Origin of the sequence: Microbacterium arborescens, from assembly GCF_030369635.1 — a bacterium.
In the GTDB taxonomy this organism is placed as follows: Bacteria; Actinomycetota; Actinomycetes; order Actinomycetales; family Microbacteriaceae; genus Microbacterium.
Genome location: NZ_CP128474.1, coordinates 1848994 through 1864593, shown reverse-complemented (window position 1 = coordinate 1864593; position 15600 = coordinate 1848994). Strand labels below are relative to the sequence as shown.

The following is a 15600-nucleotide window of genomic DNA, read 5'->3' as shown; positions in this document are numbered from 1 at the left end:
ATCCTTTGACGCCGTACGGAGTAGGCCCGTGCGCCCGATAGGCTGTAATGACCGCACCGGACGATCGCAAGGAGGCTTCGTGAACGACACGGGCACCCCGCAGAAGGCCACCGTCACCATCGGTGACCGCACCGCCGAATTGCCGGTGCTGCACGGAACCGACGGAGTTCCGAGCGTCGACTTCTCGACGTTCACAAAGCAGACGGGCCACACGAGCCTCGACTACGGTTTCGTCAACACCGCCGCGACACGCTCGGCGATCACCTACATCGACGGCGATCAGGGCATCCTGCGCTACCGCGGCTACCCGATCGAGCAGATCGCCAAGCACTCGACCTACCTCGAGGTGGCGTGGCTGCTGCTGTACGGCGACCTTCCGACGGCCGACGAGCTCGCCGACTTCGACGACCGCATCCGTCGCCACACGCTGCTGCACGAAGACCTGAAGCGCTTCTTCTCGTCGCTCCCGCACACGGCGCACCCGATGTCGGTGCTCTCCGCCGCTACGGCGGCACTGTCGACGTACTACGAGGACCAGTCCGACCCGAACAACCCGGAGCACGTCGAGCTCAACACGGTTCGGCTCCTGGCGAAGCTGCCGGTCATCGCCGCATACGCCCACAAGAAGAGCGTCGGCCAGGCCTTCCTGTATCCCGACAACTCGCTGAGCTTCGTCGACAACTTCCTGCGCCTGAACTTCGGTGTGATGGCCGAGGACTACGAGGTCAACCCCGTCGTCTCGCGGGCGCTCGAGCGTCTGCTCATCCTGCATGAGGACCACGAGCAGAACGCGTCGACCTCGACGGTGCGCTTGGTCGGTTCGACCGGCGCGAACCAGTTCTCGTCGATCTCCGCGGGGATCAATGCTCTCTACGGCCCGCTGCACGGCGGCGCGAACGAGGCCGTGCTCGACATGCTCGCCCGCATCCGTGATTCGGGCGAGAGCGTCGAGCGGTTCGTAGCCCGCGTGAAGAACAAGGAAGACGGGGTCAAGCTCATGGGCTTCGGTCACCGCGTCTACAAGAACTACGACCCGCGCGCGAAGCTCGTCAAGGAGTCGGCCGACGAGGTGCTCAACGAGCTCGGCGTCGTCGATCCGCTGCTCGACCTCGCGAAGGAGCTCGAGGAGATCGCCCTGAGCGACGACTACTTCCGCGAGCGCCGTCTGTACCCGAACGTCGACTTCTACACGGGCGTCATCTACAAGGCGATGGGTTTCCCGACCCGCATGTTCACCCCGCTGTTCGCGATCGGCCGTCTGCCCGGCTGGCTCGCTCACTGGCGAGAGATGCAGAACGACCCGCAGACCAAGATCGGGCGTCCGCAGCAGCTGTACGTCGGCTCGGCGGAACGGGACTACCCCACCTCCTGATCGGTCGGCCGACCTCGGCTGATCGGCTCGCCGGTCTCGCGCCCCGCTTCGAGCACCCCGGCGCACCTGAGAGCTCATCTGCCTCGCCGACTCGCAGACAGGCGCCTCACTCCCCGCGGAGCTCTGGGCCGACGGGCCGCGTACCGTTGGGGTTCTGCGTTCCGCGCCCGCTGTCGCGCCCTGTCGGGTTTGAGGCGCGGGGCCCGTGGTCTCGTGCCCGCGGGGGGTCTTGTCTCCGCGTCCGCGTGCCGTTGACAGGCTTGATGCCGTCGCTGAGCGCGCCGGACGGCCTTGTCGTCACTTCAGCCTGCCGGCGGGATTCAGCCTGCCGGCGGGACCCAGCCTGTTGGTGGGGCTTCCGGCCACCGCCGCATCGCCGGAACAGCACGCCTCGGGCCCGGCGGGACGCCTGCCCCCCGCGCCGGCTCCTGATCGCCCGGCGCCGGCCACTGATATCCGGGCCGCGCTCGGCGGGACCGGTCGCGCCCCTCCGGTGCTGCCGCGCGGCTCGATCCCCTCCTGTCCCGTCCCGCCCGTGGACAGGTTGATCGTCCGGATGCCAGCCCCGCAGCGACGGCCAGCGAGCGTCATCCTGTCGGCGGCACGGACTATCGCGCCCGTCGGCCGAACGGTCACCCGAGTGTGCCTCAGCACCGAGGCTGCTGAGGTGCGATGCCGCACGTCGGCCGTCTGTGACGATGCCGTCCCGTTGACAGGCTGGCCAGCCGCAATCGCGCTCGGCGGGGGCGAGGGACGCGGGTGAGCCTGCCGACGGCACGGCTCCTCCCGCTCGAGGGCCGCGCGCCTATCGTGTCAGTGCTCGAGCAGGGTCGCCGCGTAATCGGGGACGTAGCCGTCGAGCTGTTGCGGGGGCCGCTCGTAACCGCCGGACGGCGGACGCGGCGGGATCTCGATCTCGGGCCTCTCGACGACCTCGTAGGGAATCTGCGCGAGAAGGTGGTGGATCATGTTGATCCGTCCGCGCCGTTTGTCTTCGTTGTCGACCTCGTGCCACCGCGCCTCGGGGATGTCGGTGTGGACGAACATCGTGTCCTTCGCGCGCGAGTAGTCTTCCCACTTCGTGATCGATAGCACGTCGTTGGGGGAGAGCTTCCAGCGCCGCATCGGATCCTCGTTGCGCGAGCGGAACCGCTTCTCCTGCTCGACGTCCGACACGCTGAACCAGTACTTCAGCAGCAGGATGCCGTCTTCGACGAGCATCCGCTCGAAGATCGGCGCCTGGTGCAGGAACCGGTGATACTCCTCGTTCGTGCAGTAGCCCATGACGCGCTCGACCCCGGCGCGGTTGTACCACGACCGGTCCATGAGGACGATCTCGCCCGCGGCGGGCAGATGCGCGACGTAGCGCTGGAAGTACCACTGCGTCCGTTCGCGCTCGGTGGGCGCGGGGAGGGCGACGATGCGCGCGACCCGAGGGTTGAGATATTCGGTGACACGTTTGATCGTCGAGCCCTTGCCCGCGGCATCGCGTCCCTCGAAGATCACGACGATGCGCGCGCCGGTGGCCTGTACCCAGGCCTGCATGTCGACGAGCTGCGCCTGGAGTCGTCGAAGCTCGGTTTCGTAGACCTTCTTGGGCAATCGATCCGACATCGGGCTACCTCCTGACGCGAGCATACGCCCCCCTCGCGCGCGCCTCCGGCCCGGTCTAGGGTGGGCCGCGACGGACGAGCAGGGGAGCGACGTATGTGGTTGCAGACGACGGATCCGCTCGGCTCACTCGCCCTGTCGGCACTGGTCGCCGCGATCCCGATCGTCGTGTTCCTCGTCGCGCTCGTGGGTCTCCGCCTCAGCGGCATCCTCGCCGGTGTCATCGCCCTGGTCGCGCAGCTGCTCGTCGCCGTACTCGGATTCGGGATGCCGCTCACCGCCGTCGGAGGCGCGGGCCTGCTGGGCCTGCTCACCGCGATCTGGCCGATCGCGTACATCATCGTCATGGCGGTCTGGCTCTACAAGCTCGCCGTCGCCAGCGGGCGATTCGACGTCATCCGATCCTCGATCGGCGGGATCTCGACGGACCAGCGCATCCAGGTGCTGCTCATCAGCTTCTCGTTCGGCGCCTTCCTCGAAGGCGCGGCCGGCTTCGGCGTGCCGATCGCTATCTGCGCCGCTCTCCTGGTGCAGCTCGGGTTCCGCCCGCTGCGTGCGGCGATGATCTCGCTGGTCGCGAACGCGGCCGCCGGTGCCTACGGCGCCATCGGCATCCCCGTCATCGTCGGCGCCCAGGTCAGCGGTCTCGAGGTGCAGGAGCTCTCCCGCGCGATGGTGCTCATCCTCCAGCCGCTCACGCTCCTCATCCCATTCCTGCTCGTGATCATCCTCGACGGCCTCCGAGGGTTGCGAGAGACCTGGCCCGCTACCGTGCTGGTGACGATCGTCTTCAGCGGCGTGCAGGCGGGCGTGCTCTGGTTCCTCGGGCCCGAGCTGGCGGACCTCGGCGCGGGACTCGCAGCGATGGTCGCTCTCTTCCTCCTCGGACGGGTGTGGCAACCTCGTCGCGTCCATCGCGAAGCCGACGCGCCCGAGCCCGAGCCCCACCACGCGGGCCTGCGCGAGGTGGTGGCGGCGTGGAGCCCGTTCTACATCCTGACCGCCGTCATCCTGGTGTGGAGCCTGCCGGTGTTCAAGAACCTCTTCGCCGCGGGCGGCCCCTTGTCGGCCCTCGTCGTGTCGGTTCCGATGCCCGGGCTCACCGGCAGCGTGCAGACCCCTGCCGGCGACGTCGTCACAGCGGCATGGAGTTTCACGCCGCTCAACGCGACCGGGACAGCCATTCTGCTGGCGGTGATCGTGTCGTTCCTCACGACGCCGCGTCTGCGCGCGAGCGACCTCCTCTGGACGCTGGCAGAGACGGTGCGGGGACTGTGGCGCGCACTGCTGCTCATCGCGATCATCCTCGCCCTCGCGAACATCGCCAACTACTCCGGAGGCTCGGCCTCGATGGGGACGGCGCTGGCCGCGGTCGGGCCCCTCTTCCCGCTGCTCGCACCCATCATCGGCTGGATCGGGGTGTTCCTGACGGGTTCGGTCGTCAACAACAACACCCTGTTCGCACCGCTCCAGGTGGCCACGGCCGAGCAGATCGCGGTCGACCCGGCGCTGCTGGTCGCGGCGAACACCGCGGGCGGTACCGCGGCGAAGGTCATCTCACCGCAGTCGATCGCGATCGCCGCCGGCGCCGTCGGTCTTGCCGGGCGCGAATCCGAGATCCTCCGCGCGTCGCTCTGGTACAGCCTCGGAATGCTCGCCGTCGTCTGCCTGTGGGGCGGGCTGCTGTCCGTGCTGCTGGTCTGAGCCGCGGCGCGTGCCGGGCAGTCGGGCGATCAGGCGTGCAGGACCTCGTTGAGGGTGACGCCGACACCGGCTCGGCGCACGGCTTCGACGGCGCCCGTGAGCGAGTTGCGGCGGAAGAGGATGCCGTCCCGGCCGGAGAGGTCGGCACCCTTGACGCTCGGGCGCTCACCCGACGCCGTGACCGGCTCGTCGGCGAGCACGATCTTCGAACCCGCGGTGACGTAGAGCCCGGCCTCGACGACGCAGTCGTCGCCGAGCGAGATCCCGATGCCGGCGTTCGCGCCGAGAAGTGTGCGGCGTCCGATCGACACGCGGTGGCTGCCGCCCCCGGAGAGCGTGCCCATGATCGACGCGCCGCCGCCGATGTCGCTGCCGTCGCCGACGACCACGCCCTGCGAGATGCGCCCTTCGACCATCGAGGCGCCGAGGGTGCCGGCGTTGAAGTTGACGAACCCCTCGTGCATCACGGTGGTTCCCGGAGCCAGGTGGGCGCCGAGGCGCACGCGAGATGCATCGGCGATACGCACCCCGGGAGGGGTGACGTAATCCAGCAGACGCGGGAACTTGTCGAGGCTGTGCACCTGGATGCCGTCGCGCTGCAGCAGCGGACGGCGGCGCGTCGCCTCGTCGGGGTGCATCGGTCCGGCGGTGGTCCACGCGACGATGGGCAGGTGCCCGAAGATGCCGTCGAGGTTGACCGTGTTCGGCGCGGCGAGGCGGTGCGAGATGACGTGCAGACGCAGGTAGGCGTCGGGGGTCGAGGCGGGCGCCGCATCGAGGTCGACGGAGACGGTGACAGCCTCGACCGTCACGCCGCGGCGCTCGTCGTCTGCGGCCAGCGGGGCCCAGGTGACCATGGCGGCTGCGGATTCGGCGGCCGCGGGCGTGCCGAGCGCGGGTTCCGGGAACCAGGTGTCGAGTGTCGTGCCGTCGCTGCTCGAGGTCGCGAGTCCTACGCCCCATGCCCACCGTTCGCTCATGCCCCCAGATTATCGGTGCGGCGGTCGCCGATAGAATCGGCGGCATGCCTGAGCTCGATCTGACCGTCTCCAGCGCCGATCTGACCCGGGCCGTCTGCGACATCCCGAGCGTGTCGGATGACGAGACCACCCTCGCCGACGCGATCTTCGCAGCGGTGTCGCCCTTGGAGCACCTCGAGGTCTTCCGCGACGGCGACACGATCGTGGCTCGGACGCAGCTCGGCCGCGCGCAGCGCGTCGTCATCGCGGGCCACATCGACACGGTGCCGATCAACGACAACCTCCCCGTGCGCGAGATCGTCGACGAGGGGGAGCCGTTCCTGTGGGGGAGAGGGACCGTCGACATGAAGGCAGGCGTCGCGGTGCAGCTGAAGCTCGCCGCCGAACTCGTCGAGCCGCGCGTCGACATCACGTGGATGTGGTACGACCACGAGGAGGTCGCGGCTGAGCTGAACGGCCTGACACGCCTGGCGGCGAACCGGCCCGACGTGTTCGCCGGCGACTTCGCCATCCTCGGAGAGCCCTCCAACGGCCAGGTCGAGGGGGGATGCAACGGCAACCTGCGGGCCGTCGTACGGACGCGCGGCGTGCGTTCCCACAGTGCCCGGGCGTGGATCGGCGACAATGCGATCCACCACGCGGCACCCATCCTGCAACGTCTGGCCGACCACACCCCGGAGGACGTCGAGGTCGAAGGTCTCGTCTACCGCGAGGGGTTGAACGCCGTGCGGATCTCGGGCGGCATCGCCGGCAACGTCATCCCCGACCTGTGCGAGGTCGAGGTCAATTACCGTTTCGCGCCGAGCCGCACCCCTGACCAGGCGGTGGAGATCATCCGCGACTTCTTCGCCGGATTCGACGTCGAGGTGGTCGACCTCGCGGGAGGGGCACGGCCCGGGCTCGACGCGCCCCTCGCGCAAGAGTTCGTCGCGGCCGTGGGTGCGGAGCCCCGTCCCAAGTACGGCTGGACCGATGTCGCGCGCTTCTCGGCGCTCGGGGTGCCGGCGGTCAACTACGGCCCCGGCGATCCCTCGCTCGCGCACCACGACCAGGAGCGGGTGCCGCTCGCGCAGATCGATGCCGTCGAGCGCGGCCTGCGCACCTGGCTCACCCGGCGGTGACGCCTCGAGCATGAGATCGCTGCGCCGCGCCGCGATCGCGCTGCCCGCCGCTGCCGCGATCGCGTTGGTCTATCTCGCCTCGCGGGCCGTGACCACCGCCTTCCTCCTCGGGGCGGCCGAGCTGAGCGGTCCACAATCGCGGTTCGGAGCGGATGCGACGCTCGGCACGCTGACGATGGGCTGGGACGCCCAGTGGTACTGGCTCATCGCGTTCAGCGGGTATCCCACTGAACTGCCGCTCGACGCCGCGGGTAACGTCGCCCAGAACGCGTGGGCGTTCATGCCGGTGTACCCGCTGGTCACGGGCACCGTGGGCTGGATCGTCGGCGGGTTCCCGGTCGCCGCGCCGCTGGTGTCGGCGGTGGCGGGGTATCTCGCGTGCCTCGTCCTGTTCGCCCTGTTGCGGCGACGGATCGGCCGGTCGGCGGCCATGTGGGCGGTCGCCTTCTTCAGCTTCGCGGGACCCATGGCGGCCCTCTTCCAGCTCGGCTACGCCGAGTCGCTCTTCCAGCTCTGGCTATTGCTCGCCCTGCTCGCCGTCGAGCGCCGCCGGTGGTGGCTGCTGTATCTCTGGATCCCGCTCATGGCCTTCACGAGGCCGGGCGTGCTCGCCTTCTCGCTCATGCTCGCCCTGTACGGTATCTGGCGTTGGTCGCGGCGTGCCGGCGATGAGCTGCCGCCGCGCGAGGTCGTCCACATCGTGGCGAACGGGCTGCTGGCCGCCGTGTACGGCTTCGCATGGCCCGTCATCACCGGCGTCGTGACAGGAGAGGCAGGGGCGTACCTGCAGACCGAGCTCGCGTGGCGACGATCGTGGGTCGGAGATCACGGCGGCTTCATGCCCTTCGACGGCACGGTACAGGCAGCCGTCCTGTGGGCGGGCATATGGGGCGTCCCCGCCTGGGCGTGCCTGGCCGGGCTCACGACGATCGTCGTCCTCGCGACTGCGCTCATCGTCGCCGACCGCCGAGTGAAGCGGCTGGGTGTGCCGATCCGCCTCTGGTCCGGCGCGTACCTGCTCTATCTGCTTGCGGTGTTCTTCCCGCAGTCGAGCACCTTCCGTCTGCTCGTACCCCTGTCTCCGCTCTGGGGAGCCGTCGCCGTGCCGCGCGCACGCTGGTGGCGGATCGGGGTGCTGCTCCTCGGGATCGCGGCGCAATGGTGGTGGATCTACACGATGTATGCGCTCGGGAGCACCTTCGCTCAGATTCCCTGAGGCGCGTGTCCGCGCCCTGCCTGCGCTGCACGATAAACTCTTCAGGTAGTCCTCATGACGAAAGGGAGCCGCGATGGCAGCCATGAAGCCGCGAACCGGAGACGGACCGATGGAGGCCGTGAAGGAGGGGCGCCTGATCATCGTGCGTGTCCCCCTCGAAGGCGGAGGGCGTCTGGTCGTCTCGGTCAATGATGAAGAGGCCAAGGAACTCCACAGCGTGCTGAGCGGAGTCGTCGGCGCCGCCTGACGACGATGCCACGCGAAACGGCCGGTCCCCCTGGGGCCGGCCGTTTCGCGTGAGCGCAGAGAGTGCGGTCAGGGGGCGGACACCGTCGTGAGCTGCAGCAGTCCTTCGCCCACGATCGAGAGGGCGCCGAGGACGGCGGGCGAGGACTGGGTCTCGTGGATGAGAGAGCGGTAGGCGCGGGTGATCTCGTCGCGTCGCACGGGGTCGGCGACGGAGCCACCGGCCAGCACACGCGGGACGAGGACCATTCCGCCCGGGCGCACGAGCCGGAGCCCGTGCTCGACGTACTCGATGACGCCGTCTGCATCCGCGTCGACGAGGACGATGTCGTACGACGCCTCGTTCATGCGGGGGAGCACGTCGGCGGCGCGGCCGGTGATGAAGCGTGCGCGAGCGGGGGGGACTCTCGCCTCGGTGAACGACTGCCGGGCGACGGCGAGGTGCTCCGGCTCGATGTCGATCGTGGTCAGAGTCGCGCGCGGCGACCCGTGCAGCAGCCACAGCGCCGACACGCCGCCGCCCGTGCCGATCTCCACGATGTTCAGCGCGCCCGTCGCCGCGGCGAGGACAGCGCACTGCGCACCCACCGGAGGGCTGATCGGGGCGGCGCCGATCTCGAGGGCGTGTGCGCGCGCGCGAGCGATGTGCTCCGGCTCCACCGTCGCCTCCATCGCGAACCTGCGGATCGCTTCCTGATCACCCATGCATTCCTCCTGGTTCCAGCGTAGGTGTGCAGATGGCTCCGGCCGCTGAGGCGCACGGGTAATCTGGGGTCATGTTCTTCGGCCTAGACGGGGACAAGCTCATCCTCATCGGGGTCGCCGCTGTCCTGCTCCTCGGACCCGAGCGCCTTCCGCAGCTCGCGGAGATGCTCGCGCGGTTCACGGTGCGGGCCCGCGACTGGGTCAACGGCGCGAAGGACCGCGTCAAGGACGAGATGGGCGAAGACTTCTCCGACGTCGAGTGGCGCAAGCTCGACCCGCGCCAGTACGACCCGCGGCGCATCATCCGCGATGCCCTGCTCGAAGACGCGCCCGTGCCCACGGTGCGGGCCGCCGCAGCCGGAGCCGCCATCAGCACCGCGACCGCCGTGGGGATGGATGCCGCAGGCGAGGCGGCGAAGCGCTTCGAACGGGGCGCCGCGGTGCCCTTCGACGACGAAGCGACCTGATCAGCCGACCCGCAGGGGCAAGGGACGACCGCTCAGCTCGCGTCCTCCGCGCGCGATGCTCGCCGCGATGCTCGTGATGGCGGCCGCGGACGGGTCGTCGGGATGCGCGACGACGACCGGCACTCCGCCGTCGGCATCGCTGCGCAGGGCCGGACTGAGAGGTACGGAGCCGAGCAGCGGCACCGGCTGGTCCGCCGACAGCGCCTCAGCCACACGGGTGCCGCCGCCACTGCCGAAGAGGTCGAGCGATGTGCCGTCGGGCAGCGTCATGGCCGACATGTTCTCGATCACCCCGATCACGCGTTGGCCGGTCTGCCGGGCCACCAAGCCGCTGCGGACGGCGACGTCGGCTGCTGCCGACTGCGGGGTCGTGACGACCACGACCTCGGCGTGGGGGAGCAGCTGCCCGACGCTGATCGCCACGTCGCCGGTGCCGGGAGGCATGTCGATGAGGAGCACGTCGATGTCGCCGAAGTACACGTCGGTGAGGAACTGCGAGACGGTGCGGTGCAGCATCGGGCCGCGCCACGCGACCGCGCCGGGGGCCTTCTGATCGCGCGGCAGGAACATGCCGATCGAGATCGTCCGGACGTCGTGGGCGATGGGCGGGACCATGAGTCCGTCGATACGCGTCGGCTGCGGCGGCAGACCGTCGGTGTCGACGAGACCGAGCAGCGCGGGGATGGAGAAGCCGTGCACGTCGGCGTCGATGAGCCCGACGGCGAGACCTCGCTGGGTGAGGGCGACGGCGAGGTTCGCGGTGAGCGTCGACTTGCCGACGCCGCCCTTGCCGCTCGTGATCGCGATGACGCGCGTGAGCGAATCGGGGCCGAAGGGGTTCTCGCGGGCCGTCCTGCCGCCGCGCAGACGCTCCGTCAGGGCCGCACGCTCAGCCGGCGTCATGACACCCACGTCGACCGACACCGTGTCGATGCCGGCTGCGGACAGGGCGGCCTCGCGCACATCGCGCTCGATGCGGTCCGCGGCGGGACACCCGACGATCGTCAGGGCGATGCCGACACGGGCATGCCCGCCCTCGACGGCGATGTCGCGCACCATGTCGAGCTCGCCCAGGGGCTTGCGCAGTTCGGGGTCGCGCACGGCGGCGACGGCCGCGCGGACGGCGTCCGCGCTCATCGTGCGTCCGGTCGCTCGTCGGACTCGAGGCGGTCCAGTGCCGTCCGGAGCTCGGCACGCAGAGTCTCCTTCGTGACGAGCCCGTCGGTGAGGTCGGAGATCGCCATGCGCAGAGCGACGACCTCGCGAGCGAGGTACTCGGTGTCGGCGAGGTTGCGCTCGGCGCGCTGGCGGTCCTGTTCGATCTGGACGCGGTCGCGGTCGTCCTGACGGTTCTGCGCGAGCAGGATCAGTGGCGCTGCGTATGAGGCCTGCAACGAGAGCATCAGGGTCAGCGCCGTGAAGCCGTTCGCCGCCGAGTCGAATCGAAGCTCGACGGGCATGAGCGTGTTCCAGGCGAGCCACGCGGCGCAGAAGAGCGATAGCCCGACGAGGAAGCCCGGTGTTCCCATGGCTCGGGCGATCCACTCCGTGAAGCGTCCGAAGCGGTCTCGCGACGGCTGCGACGTGCGCTGGCCCAGGACGCCGGTCACACCGCTGCGACGCCCGCGGGGCGCTTCGAGCGACGGGGTCTTCGACGAGCGGGGCATCAGCGGCGCCCCCGCATCGCTGCGGCATCCTGCGGCTCGACGTCCTGCGACCGCCAGTCGTCGGGGAGCAGGTGATCGAGCACATCGTCGACGCTCACGACGCCGACGAGCCGGCGGGCTTGGTCGACGACCGGCACCGAGACGAGGTTGTAGCTGGCGAGCATGCGCGCAACCTCGGCCGCCGACGACGACGCGGCGACCGGGTCGACCGTGTCGTCGATGATGGCGCCGAGCCTCTCGTGCGGGGGGTAGCGCAGCATCCGCTGGAAGTGCACGGTCCCGAGGAGGCGACCCGTCGGCGTCTCGTAGGGCGGAAGCGTCACGAAGACGGATGCCGCGAGGGCGGGGTGGAGCTCGTGTCGGCGGATGAGGGCCAGTGCCTCGGCAACCGTCGCCTCGGCGGACAGGACGATCGGATCGCTCGTCATGAGACCGCCCGCCGTGTCGGGGCCGTACTCCAGCAGGGCACGGACGTCCTCCGCCTCTTCGGGCTCCATGAGGTCGAGGAGTTGCTCGATACGGCCTTCCGGCAGCTGACCGAGGAGGTCTGCGGCGTCGTCGGGCTCCATGGCGTCGAGGATGTCGGCGGCGCGCTCGTCGCCGAGCCGTTCGAGGATGTGCACCTGCTCGTCTTCGGGCATCTCCTCGAGGGCGTCGGCGAGCCGCTCGTCGGGGAGCTCCTCGGCGACCTCGAGCAGTCGTTCCTCCGGAAGGTCGAGCAGCGTGTTGGCGAGGTCGGCTGGTTTGAGCTCCGAGTAGGTCGCGACCAGCTGCTCGGCCGACTGCGCGGCGCCCGACGACTGGTCCTCGCGGACGTCGCCCCAGGAGGCGAAGGTCGTCGGACCTTTGGCGAACGGCGACGCGCTCGTCTTCGGGCGACGCAGGAAGAGCTGCCCGATGTCCCAATCGCCGAGCCGGTTCCGCTCGATCGCGACGTCCTCGATGACCGCACCGCCGGATCCGTCACGGAGGTAGACCTTGCGGCCGAGGAGCTCGGCCATGACCCGCACCTCGCCGCCGCGCTGCTGGAACCGCCGGACGTTGATGAGGCCGGTCGTGATCACCTGTCCGGTCGCGATCGAGGTCACGCGTCCGATGGAGAGGAAGACATGGCGCCTGCCCGGGATCTCGACGACGAGGCCGATGACGCGCGGAGGGTCCGATTTGCGGAAGATGACGACGACATCGCGGACCTTGCCCAGACGGTCGCCTGCGGGATCGAACACGACGCACCCGACCAGGCGCGCGACGAAAACCCTCTGCGTACTCACCGCTCCAGCGTAGTCGGCGACCGCAAAGGTGGCCCGTGACACAATGACGGAATGAGCATGATGGGCGGGACGCCCGCGATCACGGGTGAGAAGGTCGCCGAGTACGCCTCGTACGAGGCCGCGCAGAAGGCGGTGTCGACCCTCATCTCGGCCGACATCCCGGCGCGTGAGATCGCGATCGTCGGCTATGGCCTGCGGTCGGTCGAGACCGTGACGGGCCGCCTCGGCTACGCCACCGCGGCGCGCACCGGGGCGATCAACGGCATCCTCCTCGGGTTGATCTTCTCGCTCATCTTCGTCTTCGGAACACCGGATGCCGCCATCCAGCTCTTCCTCGGGGTGATGCTCGTGGGCGTCGCCATCGGCATGATGATGAGCCTCGTGATGTTCGCCCTCGTCCGTCGGCGGCGCGACTTCGCCTCGGTGACTCAGGTCGTCGCCGACCACTACGAGGTCACGGTCCAGGCGAACAGCATCCATCGCGCCCGGGGCGCGCTCAACGTCTCCGCGGCGCGCCCTGCGACGCCCGCCGTGCCGGTGCCGGACGGTCCGCCCCGCTACGGTGAGCGCATCGACCCCGCGCCGGCCCCGTCGGGCGACCGGCCCGCTCCCGGGCCGGCGGTGCCGGAGGGCAGCCCAGCAGCGCCGCCGTCGGGCTCGCCCGCATCCGCGCCGTCCGATGCGCCGCTGCCGCCCGCCGTGGGCCCGGTGCCCGGCGGCGAGGCCCCCGGACCCTCGACTCCGGGCACGCCCGAACCCCCGTCGACCGAACCGCAGCGATGATCGACGCGGTTCCGGTCGACGTCGCGGCCGGGACCATCGACCTATCACTCCGGCACGACGGCGCTGCACGAGCGGGCGCGGTCCGTCCCCGCGCGGTGATGATCCTCGCGCACGGCGCCGGTGCCGGGCCGGATCACCCGTTCCTGTACGGCTTCGCCCGCGCGGGCGCGGCGGCCGGGCTCGAGGTCGTCCGCTTCCCGTTCCCCTACGTCGTGGCGGGTCGCCGGCTTCCCGGTGCTGCAGGCGACGCCATCGCGTCGTGGACGGCTGTCCACCGGGCGGTCGCCGACGCCCGCCCCGGTGTGCCGATCGTTGCTGTAGGCAAGTCGTACGGCGGCCGGATGGCGTCGATGGCAGCCTCCGTCGGAGCGATCGATCCGGCGATGCTGATCTACCTCGGCTATCCCCTCCACGCGCCCGGCAGACCCGACCGCCCCCGCGCGGAGCACCTTCCCGCTATCGCGGCGCCGCAGCTGTTCGTGTCGGGTACCCGCGACCCGTTCGTCGAGCCGCTCGCCGATCTCGAGGCGGTCGTGGCGACGTGCGCCGACGCCGAGCTGGTCTGGATCGAGGGCGCCCGTCACTCATTCGAGATCGCGGGGCGCAAACGCGACGCAGCCGAGGTCGGTGCGAGCACGGCGGAGCTGGTCATGCCGCGCGCCCTGCGCCGCCTGAAGGTCTGACGGCGGACGTTCGGGGTCACCGGCCCGCCGCGTAGCCCTGCATCCCGCGCGGGTTCGCCGCGGCCCAGAGCAGCCCGCGCGCACGGTCGATGCCGACGGCGGAGAGACGCCCGAGGGCCCACGGTCCGACCTGCGTGACATCGTGTCCGCGCGCTCGGAGTCCCGCGGCCACCTTTTCACCGAGGCGGTCCTCCATCACGACTCCGGCGGGAGTCCAGGTGCGGGGCCAGAACGAGTCGATCATCGACGTGGTGTGCAGAGTCGGCGCGTCGATCGCCGATTGCGCGTCCCACCCGCCGACGATCATGCGCAGCAGCATCGGCAGCTGCCATTGGTCCTGCTGATCGCCCCCGGGCGTTCCCATCGCGATGTCCGTCCGGTCGCCGGTCATCACCAGCGTCGGGGAGAGGGTCGTGCGGGGGCGGGCACCGGGCCGCAGCGCGGCGGGCGACGTCTCGTCCAGCCAGGTCATCTGCAGACGCGTGCCGAGGGCGAACCCGAGCTCCGGAATGGTGGGAGACGACTGCAGCCAGCCGCCCGACGGCGTCACCGAGATGATGTTGCCCCATCGGTCGACGACGTCGATGTGGCAGGTGTCGCCGCGCGTCTCACCGGCGCGGCCGACGGTCGGCTCGCCCGTGCCGGCGACGCTCGTGCCGTCGGGGCGCACGAGCGGCGGGCGGTGCGGCGCCCGGCCCGGCAGGGTGCCCGGGCGCCACTCACGGGATGCCTCCGGCAGCAGCTGAGCGCGACGATCGGCCAGGAACGCGGGATCGAGGATGCCGGCGATCGCGCTGTCGTCACCGAAATGGGCATCACGGTCGGCGAGGGCGAGCTTCAGCGCCTCGATGATCGTGTGGGCGCCCTCCGGCGTCGCCGGGTCGAGGCGGTCGTCGGGGAAGGGATCGAGCAGGGCGATGGCCTCCAGCAGCGCCGGTCCCTGCGTCCAGCCGCCCGCCTTGACGATCGTCCGCCCGCGGAAGACCGCGGTGAGGGGCTCCTCGTATCCTGCCGAGAAGGAGGCGAAATCGGCCTCGGCGATCACTCCGGCGTGCTGGCCGCCCGTCGAATGGCGATGCGGCCGGGCGACGAACGCGGCCGTTGCCTGGGCGACGAGTCCCGTCTTCCACTCGGAGCGTGCCGCCTCGATGCGCTCGCCACGGTCCGCCGCGTTCCGCCCCGCATCGGCGAGACGCTCGAAGACCGTCGCCAGAGCCGGGTTGCGGACGAGGTCGCCGGCCCGGGGTGCGACGCCGCCGGGCAACCACAGATCGGCAGAAGAGGGCCATTCGTCGCGGAAGAGCTGCGCGACGCGCTCGATCGTCGCCGCGGCCGAAGCGAGGATCGGATGGCCGTCACGGGCATATCCGATCGCGTAGGCCAGGATGTCGGAGAGCTCCCACGTGCCATAGTCGCGCAGCAGCATCAGCCACGCGTCGACCGCGCCGGGGACCGCGGCCGCGAGCGCGCCGGCGCCGGGAACGGTGTCGAGGCCCTCTGCCCGGAAGTGTTCGATGGTCGCGCGCTGCGGAGCGGGGCCTTGTCCCATCAGCACCCGGGGCGACGCATCGTCGGCGGCGTGGAATAGCCCGACGAGGTCGCCGCCGGGGCCGTTGAGGTGGGGCTCCACGACCTGCAGGACGAAGCCGCCCGCGACCGCCGCGTCGAAGGCGTTGCCGCCGCGCTCGAGGACCGCCTGGGCGGTGGCGGTCGCGAGCCAGTGCGTCGCGGCCGCCATCCCGAAGCTCCCGGTCAGCAGCGGGCGGGTCGTCTG

Annotated in this window: 15 protein-coding genes; 8 read left to right on the top strand and 7 right to left on the bottom strand. The window is 70.5% G+C overall.

The features are described 5' to 3' along the window. Window positions 1-79: 79 nt before the first annotated feature. Window positions 80-1372 (top strand): citrate synthase, encoded by a 1293-nt coding sequence (locus QUC20_RS08870; protein WP_289329630.1) that lies wholly within the window; start codon window positions 80-82, stop codon window positions 1370-1372. Between the two features lie 813 nt (window positions 1373-2185). Here the strand turns inward: QUC20_RS08870 and ppk2 are convergent. Further along, complete coding sequence (gene ppk2 / locus QUC20_RS08865) at window positions 2186-2986, bottom strand: polyphosphate kinase 2 (RefSeq protein ID WP_259455161.1); 801 nt, start codon at window positions 2984-2986, stop codon at window positions 2186-2188. Window positions 2987-3079: 93 nt separating this feature from the next. Here ppk2 and QUC20_RS08860 point away from each other — a divergent pair, with 93 nt between their 5' ends. After that, window positions 3080-4687: an L-lactate permease gene (locus QUC20_RS08860; RefSeq protein WP_289329629.1), complete on the top strand. Its 1608-nt coding sequence runs from the start codon at window positions 3080-3082 to the stop codon at window positions 4685-4687. Window positions 4688-4716: 29 nt separating this feature from the next. On the opposite strand, the gene dapD is transcribed toward QUC20_RS08860, so the two are convergent. Further along, a complete protein-coding gene (gene dapD / locus QUC20_RS08855; protein ID WP_289329628.1) occupies window positions 4717-5667 on the bottom strand; it encodes a 2,3,4,5-tetrahydropyridine-2,6-dicarboxylate N-succinyltransferase in 951 nt (316 codons plus the stop codon). A gap of 44 nt (window positions 5668-5711) precedes the next feature. Here dapD and dapE point away from each other — a divergent pair, with 44 nt between their 5' ends. The 3 genes from dapE to QUC20_RS08840 all read left to right on the top strand — a co-directional run bounded on the left by dapE (window position 5712) and on the right by QUC20_RS08840 (window position 8251). Further along, window positions 5712-6788, top strand: a complete 1077-nt coding sequence (gene dapE, locus QUC20_RS08850) for a succinyl-diaminopimelate desuccinylase (RefSeq protein ID WP_289329627.1) — start codon at window positions 5712-5714, stop codon at window positions 6786-6788. Between the two features lie 10 nt (window positions 6789-6798). After that, on the top strand, window positions 6799-8004 hold the full coding sequence (locus QUC20_RS08845; RefSeq protein ID WP_289329626.1) for a hypothetical protein: 1206 nt from the start codon (window positions 6799-6801) through the stop codon (window positions 8002-8004). 73 nt (window positions 8005-8077) lie between these two features. Next, the gene (locus QUC20_RS08840; protein ID WP_023950528.1) at window positions 8078-8251 is read left to right on the top strand and encodes a DUF3117 domain-containing protein; all 174 of its coding nucleotides are present in this window, start codon (window positions 8078-8080) and stop codon (window positions 8249-8251) included. Window positions 8252-8319: 68 nt separating this feature from the next. Here QUC20_RS08840 and QUC20_RS08835 read toward each other — a convergent pair whose 3' ends face one another. Next, complete coding sequence (locus tag QUC20_RS08835; RefSeq protein WP_120262508.1) at window positions 8320-8955, bottom strand: O-methyltransferase; 636 nt, start codon at window positions 8953-8955, stop codon at window positions 8320-8322. Between the two features lie 71 nt (window positions 8956-9026). Between QUC20_RS08835 and QUC20_RS08830 the strand changes: the two genes are divergently transcribed. After that, window positions 9027-9422 carry a twin-arginine translocase TatA/TatE family subunit gene (locus QUC20_RS08830; protein WP_120262509.1) on the top strand — a complete coding sequence of 132 codons (396 nt, stop codon included), beginning with the start codon at window positions 9027-9029 and terminating at the stop codon, window positions 9420-9422. Here QUC20_RS08830 and QUC20_RS08825 read toward each other — a convergent pair whose 3' ends face one another. The 3 genes from QUC20_RS08825 to QUC20_RS08815 are packed head-to-tail and all read right to left on the bottom strand — an operon-like array spanning window position 9423 to window position 12360. Continuing rightward, complete coding sequence (locus QUC20_RS08825) at window positions 9423-10559, bottom strand: Mrp/NBP35 family ATP-binding protein (RefSeq protein ID WP_289329625.1); 1137 nt, start codon at window positions 10557-10559, stop codon at window positions 9423-9425. Continuing rightward, window positions 10556-11089, bottom strand: coding sequence for a DUF1003 domain-containing protein (locus QUC20_RS08820; protein WP_120262511.1), 534 nt, complete (start codon window positions 11087-11089; stop codon window positions 10556-10558). Before QUC20_RS08820 ends, QUC20_RS08825 begins: the two co-directional genes overlap by 4 nt. After that, window positions 11089-12360, bottom strand: a complete 1272-nt coding sequence (locus QUC20_RS08815) for a magnesium transporter MgtE N-terminal domain-containing protein (RefSeq protein ID WP_120262512.1) — start codon at window positions 12358-12360, stop codon at window positions 11089-11091. Before QUC20_RS08815 ends, QUC20_RS08820 begins: the two co-directional genes overlap by 1 nt. A gap of 51 nt (window positions 12361-12411) precedes the next feature. Here QUC20_RS08815 and QUC20_RS08810 point away from each other — a divergent pair, with 51 nt between their 5' ends. After that, the gene (locus tag QUC20_RS08810; RefSeq protein WP_289329624.1) at window positions 12412-13143 is read left to right on the top strand and encodes a YflT domain-containing protein; all 732 of its coding nucleotides are present in this window, start codon (window positions 12412-12414) and stop codon (window positions 13141-13143) included. Then, window positions 13140-13826, top strand: a complete 687-nt coding sequence (locus tag QUC20_RS08805) for an alpha/beta hydrolase family protein (RefSeq protein ID WP_289329623.1) — start codon at window positions 13140-13142, stop codon at window positions 13824-13826. The genes QUC20_RS08810 and QUC20_RS08805 overlap by 4 nt, the downstream gene beginning before the upstream one ends. 16 nt (window positions 13827-13842) lie before the next feature. On the opposite strand, the gene QUC20_RS08800 is transcribed toward QUC20_RS08805, so the two are convergent. After that, on the bottom strand, window positions 13843-15564 hold the full coding sequence (locus QUC20_RS08800) for a gamma-glutamyltransferase family protein (RefSeq protein WP_289331499.1): 1722 nt from the start codon (window positions 15562-15564) through the stop codon (window positions 13843-13845). Window positions 15565-15600 lie beyond the last annotated feature (36 nt).

Coding starts and splice junctions, on each gene's coding strand:
- dapE (WP_289329627.1), top strand. CDS start 5,712: ATGCCTGAGCTCGATCTGACCGTCTCCAGCGCCGATCTGACCCGGGCC.
- QUC20_RS08820 (WP_120262511.1), bottom strand. CDS start 11,089: ATGCCCCGCTCGTCGAAGACCCCGTCGCTCGAAGCGCCCCGCGGGCGT.
- ppk2 (WP_259455161.1), bottom strand. CDS start 2,986: ATGTCGGATCGATTGCCCAAGAAGGTCTACGAAACCGAGCTTCGACGA.
- QUC20_RS08805 (WP_289329623.1), top strand. CDS start 13,140: ATGATCGACGCGGTTCCGGTCGACGTCGCGGCCGGGACCATCGACCTA.
- QUC20_RS08830 (WP_120262509.1), top strand. CDS start 9,027: ATGTTCTTCGGCCTAGACGGGGACAAGCTCATCCTCATCGGGGTCGCC.
- QUC20_RS08860 (WP_289329629.1), top strand. CDS start 3,080: ATGTGGTTGCAGACGACGGATCCGCTCGGCTCACTCGCCCTGTCGGCA.
- QUC20_RS08800 (WP_289331499.1), bottom strand. CDS start 15,564: ATGGCGGCCGCGACGCACTGGCTCGCGACCGCCACCGCCCAGGCGGTC.
- QUC20_RS08825 (WP_289329625.1), bottom strand. CDS start 10,559: ATGAGCGCGGACGCCGTCCGCGCGGCCGTCGCCGCCGTGCGCGACCCC.
- QUC20_RS08810 (WP_289329624.1), top strand. CDS start 12,412: ATGAGCATGATGGGCGGGACGCCCGCGATCACGGGTGAGAAGGTCGCC.
- dapD (WP_289329628.1), bottom strand. CDS start 5,667: ATGAGCGAACGGTGGGCATGGGGCGTAGGACTCGCGACCTCGAGCAGC.
- QUC20_RS08835 (WP_120262508.1), bottom strand. CDS start 8,955: ATGGGTGATCAGGAAGCGATCCGCAGGTTCGCGATGGAGGCGACGGTG.
- QUC20_RS08845 (WP_289329626.1), top strand. CDS start 6,799: ATGAGATCGCTGCGCCGCGCCGCGATCGCGCTGCCCGCCGCTGCCGCG.
- QUC20_RS08840 (WP_023950528.1), top strand. CDS start 8,078: ATGGCAGCCATGAAGCCGCGAACCGGAGACGGACCGATGGAGGCCGTG.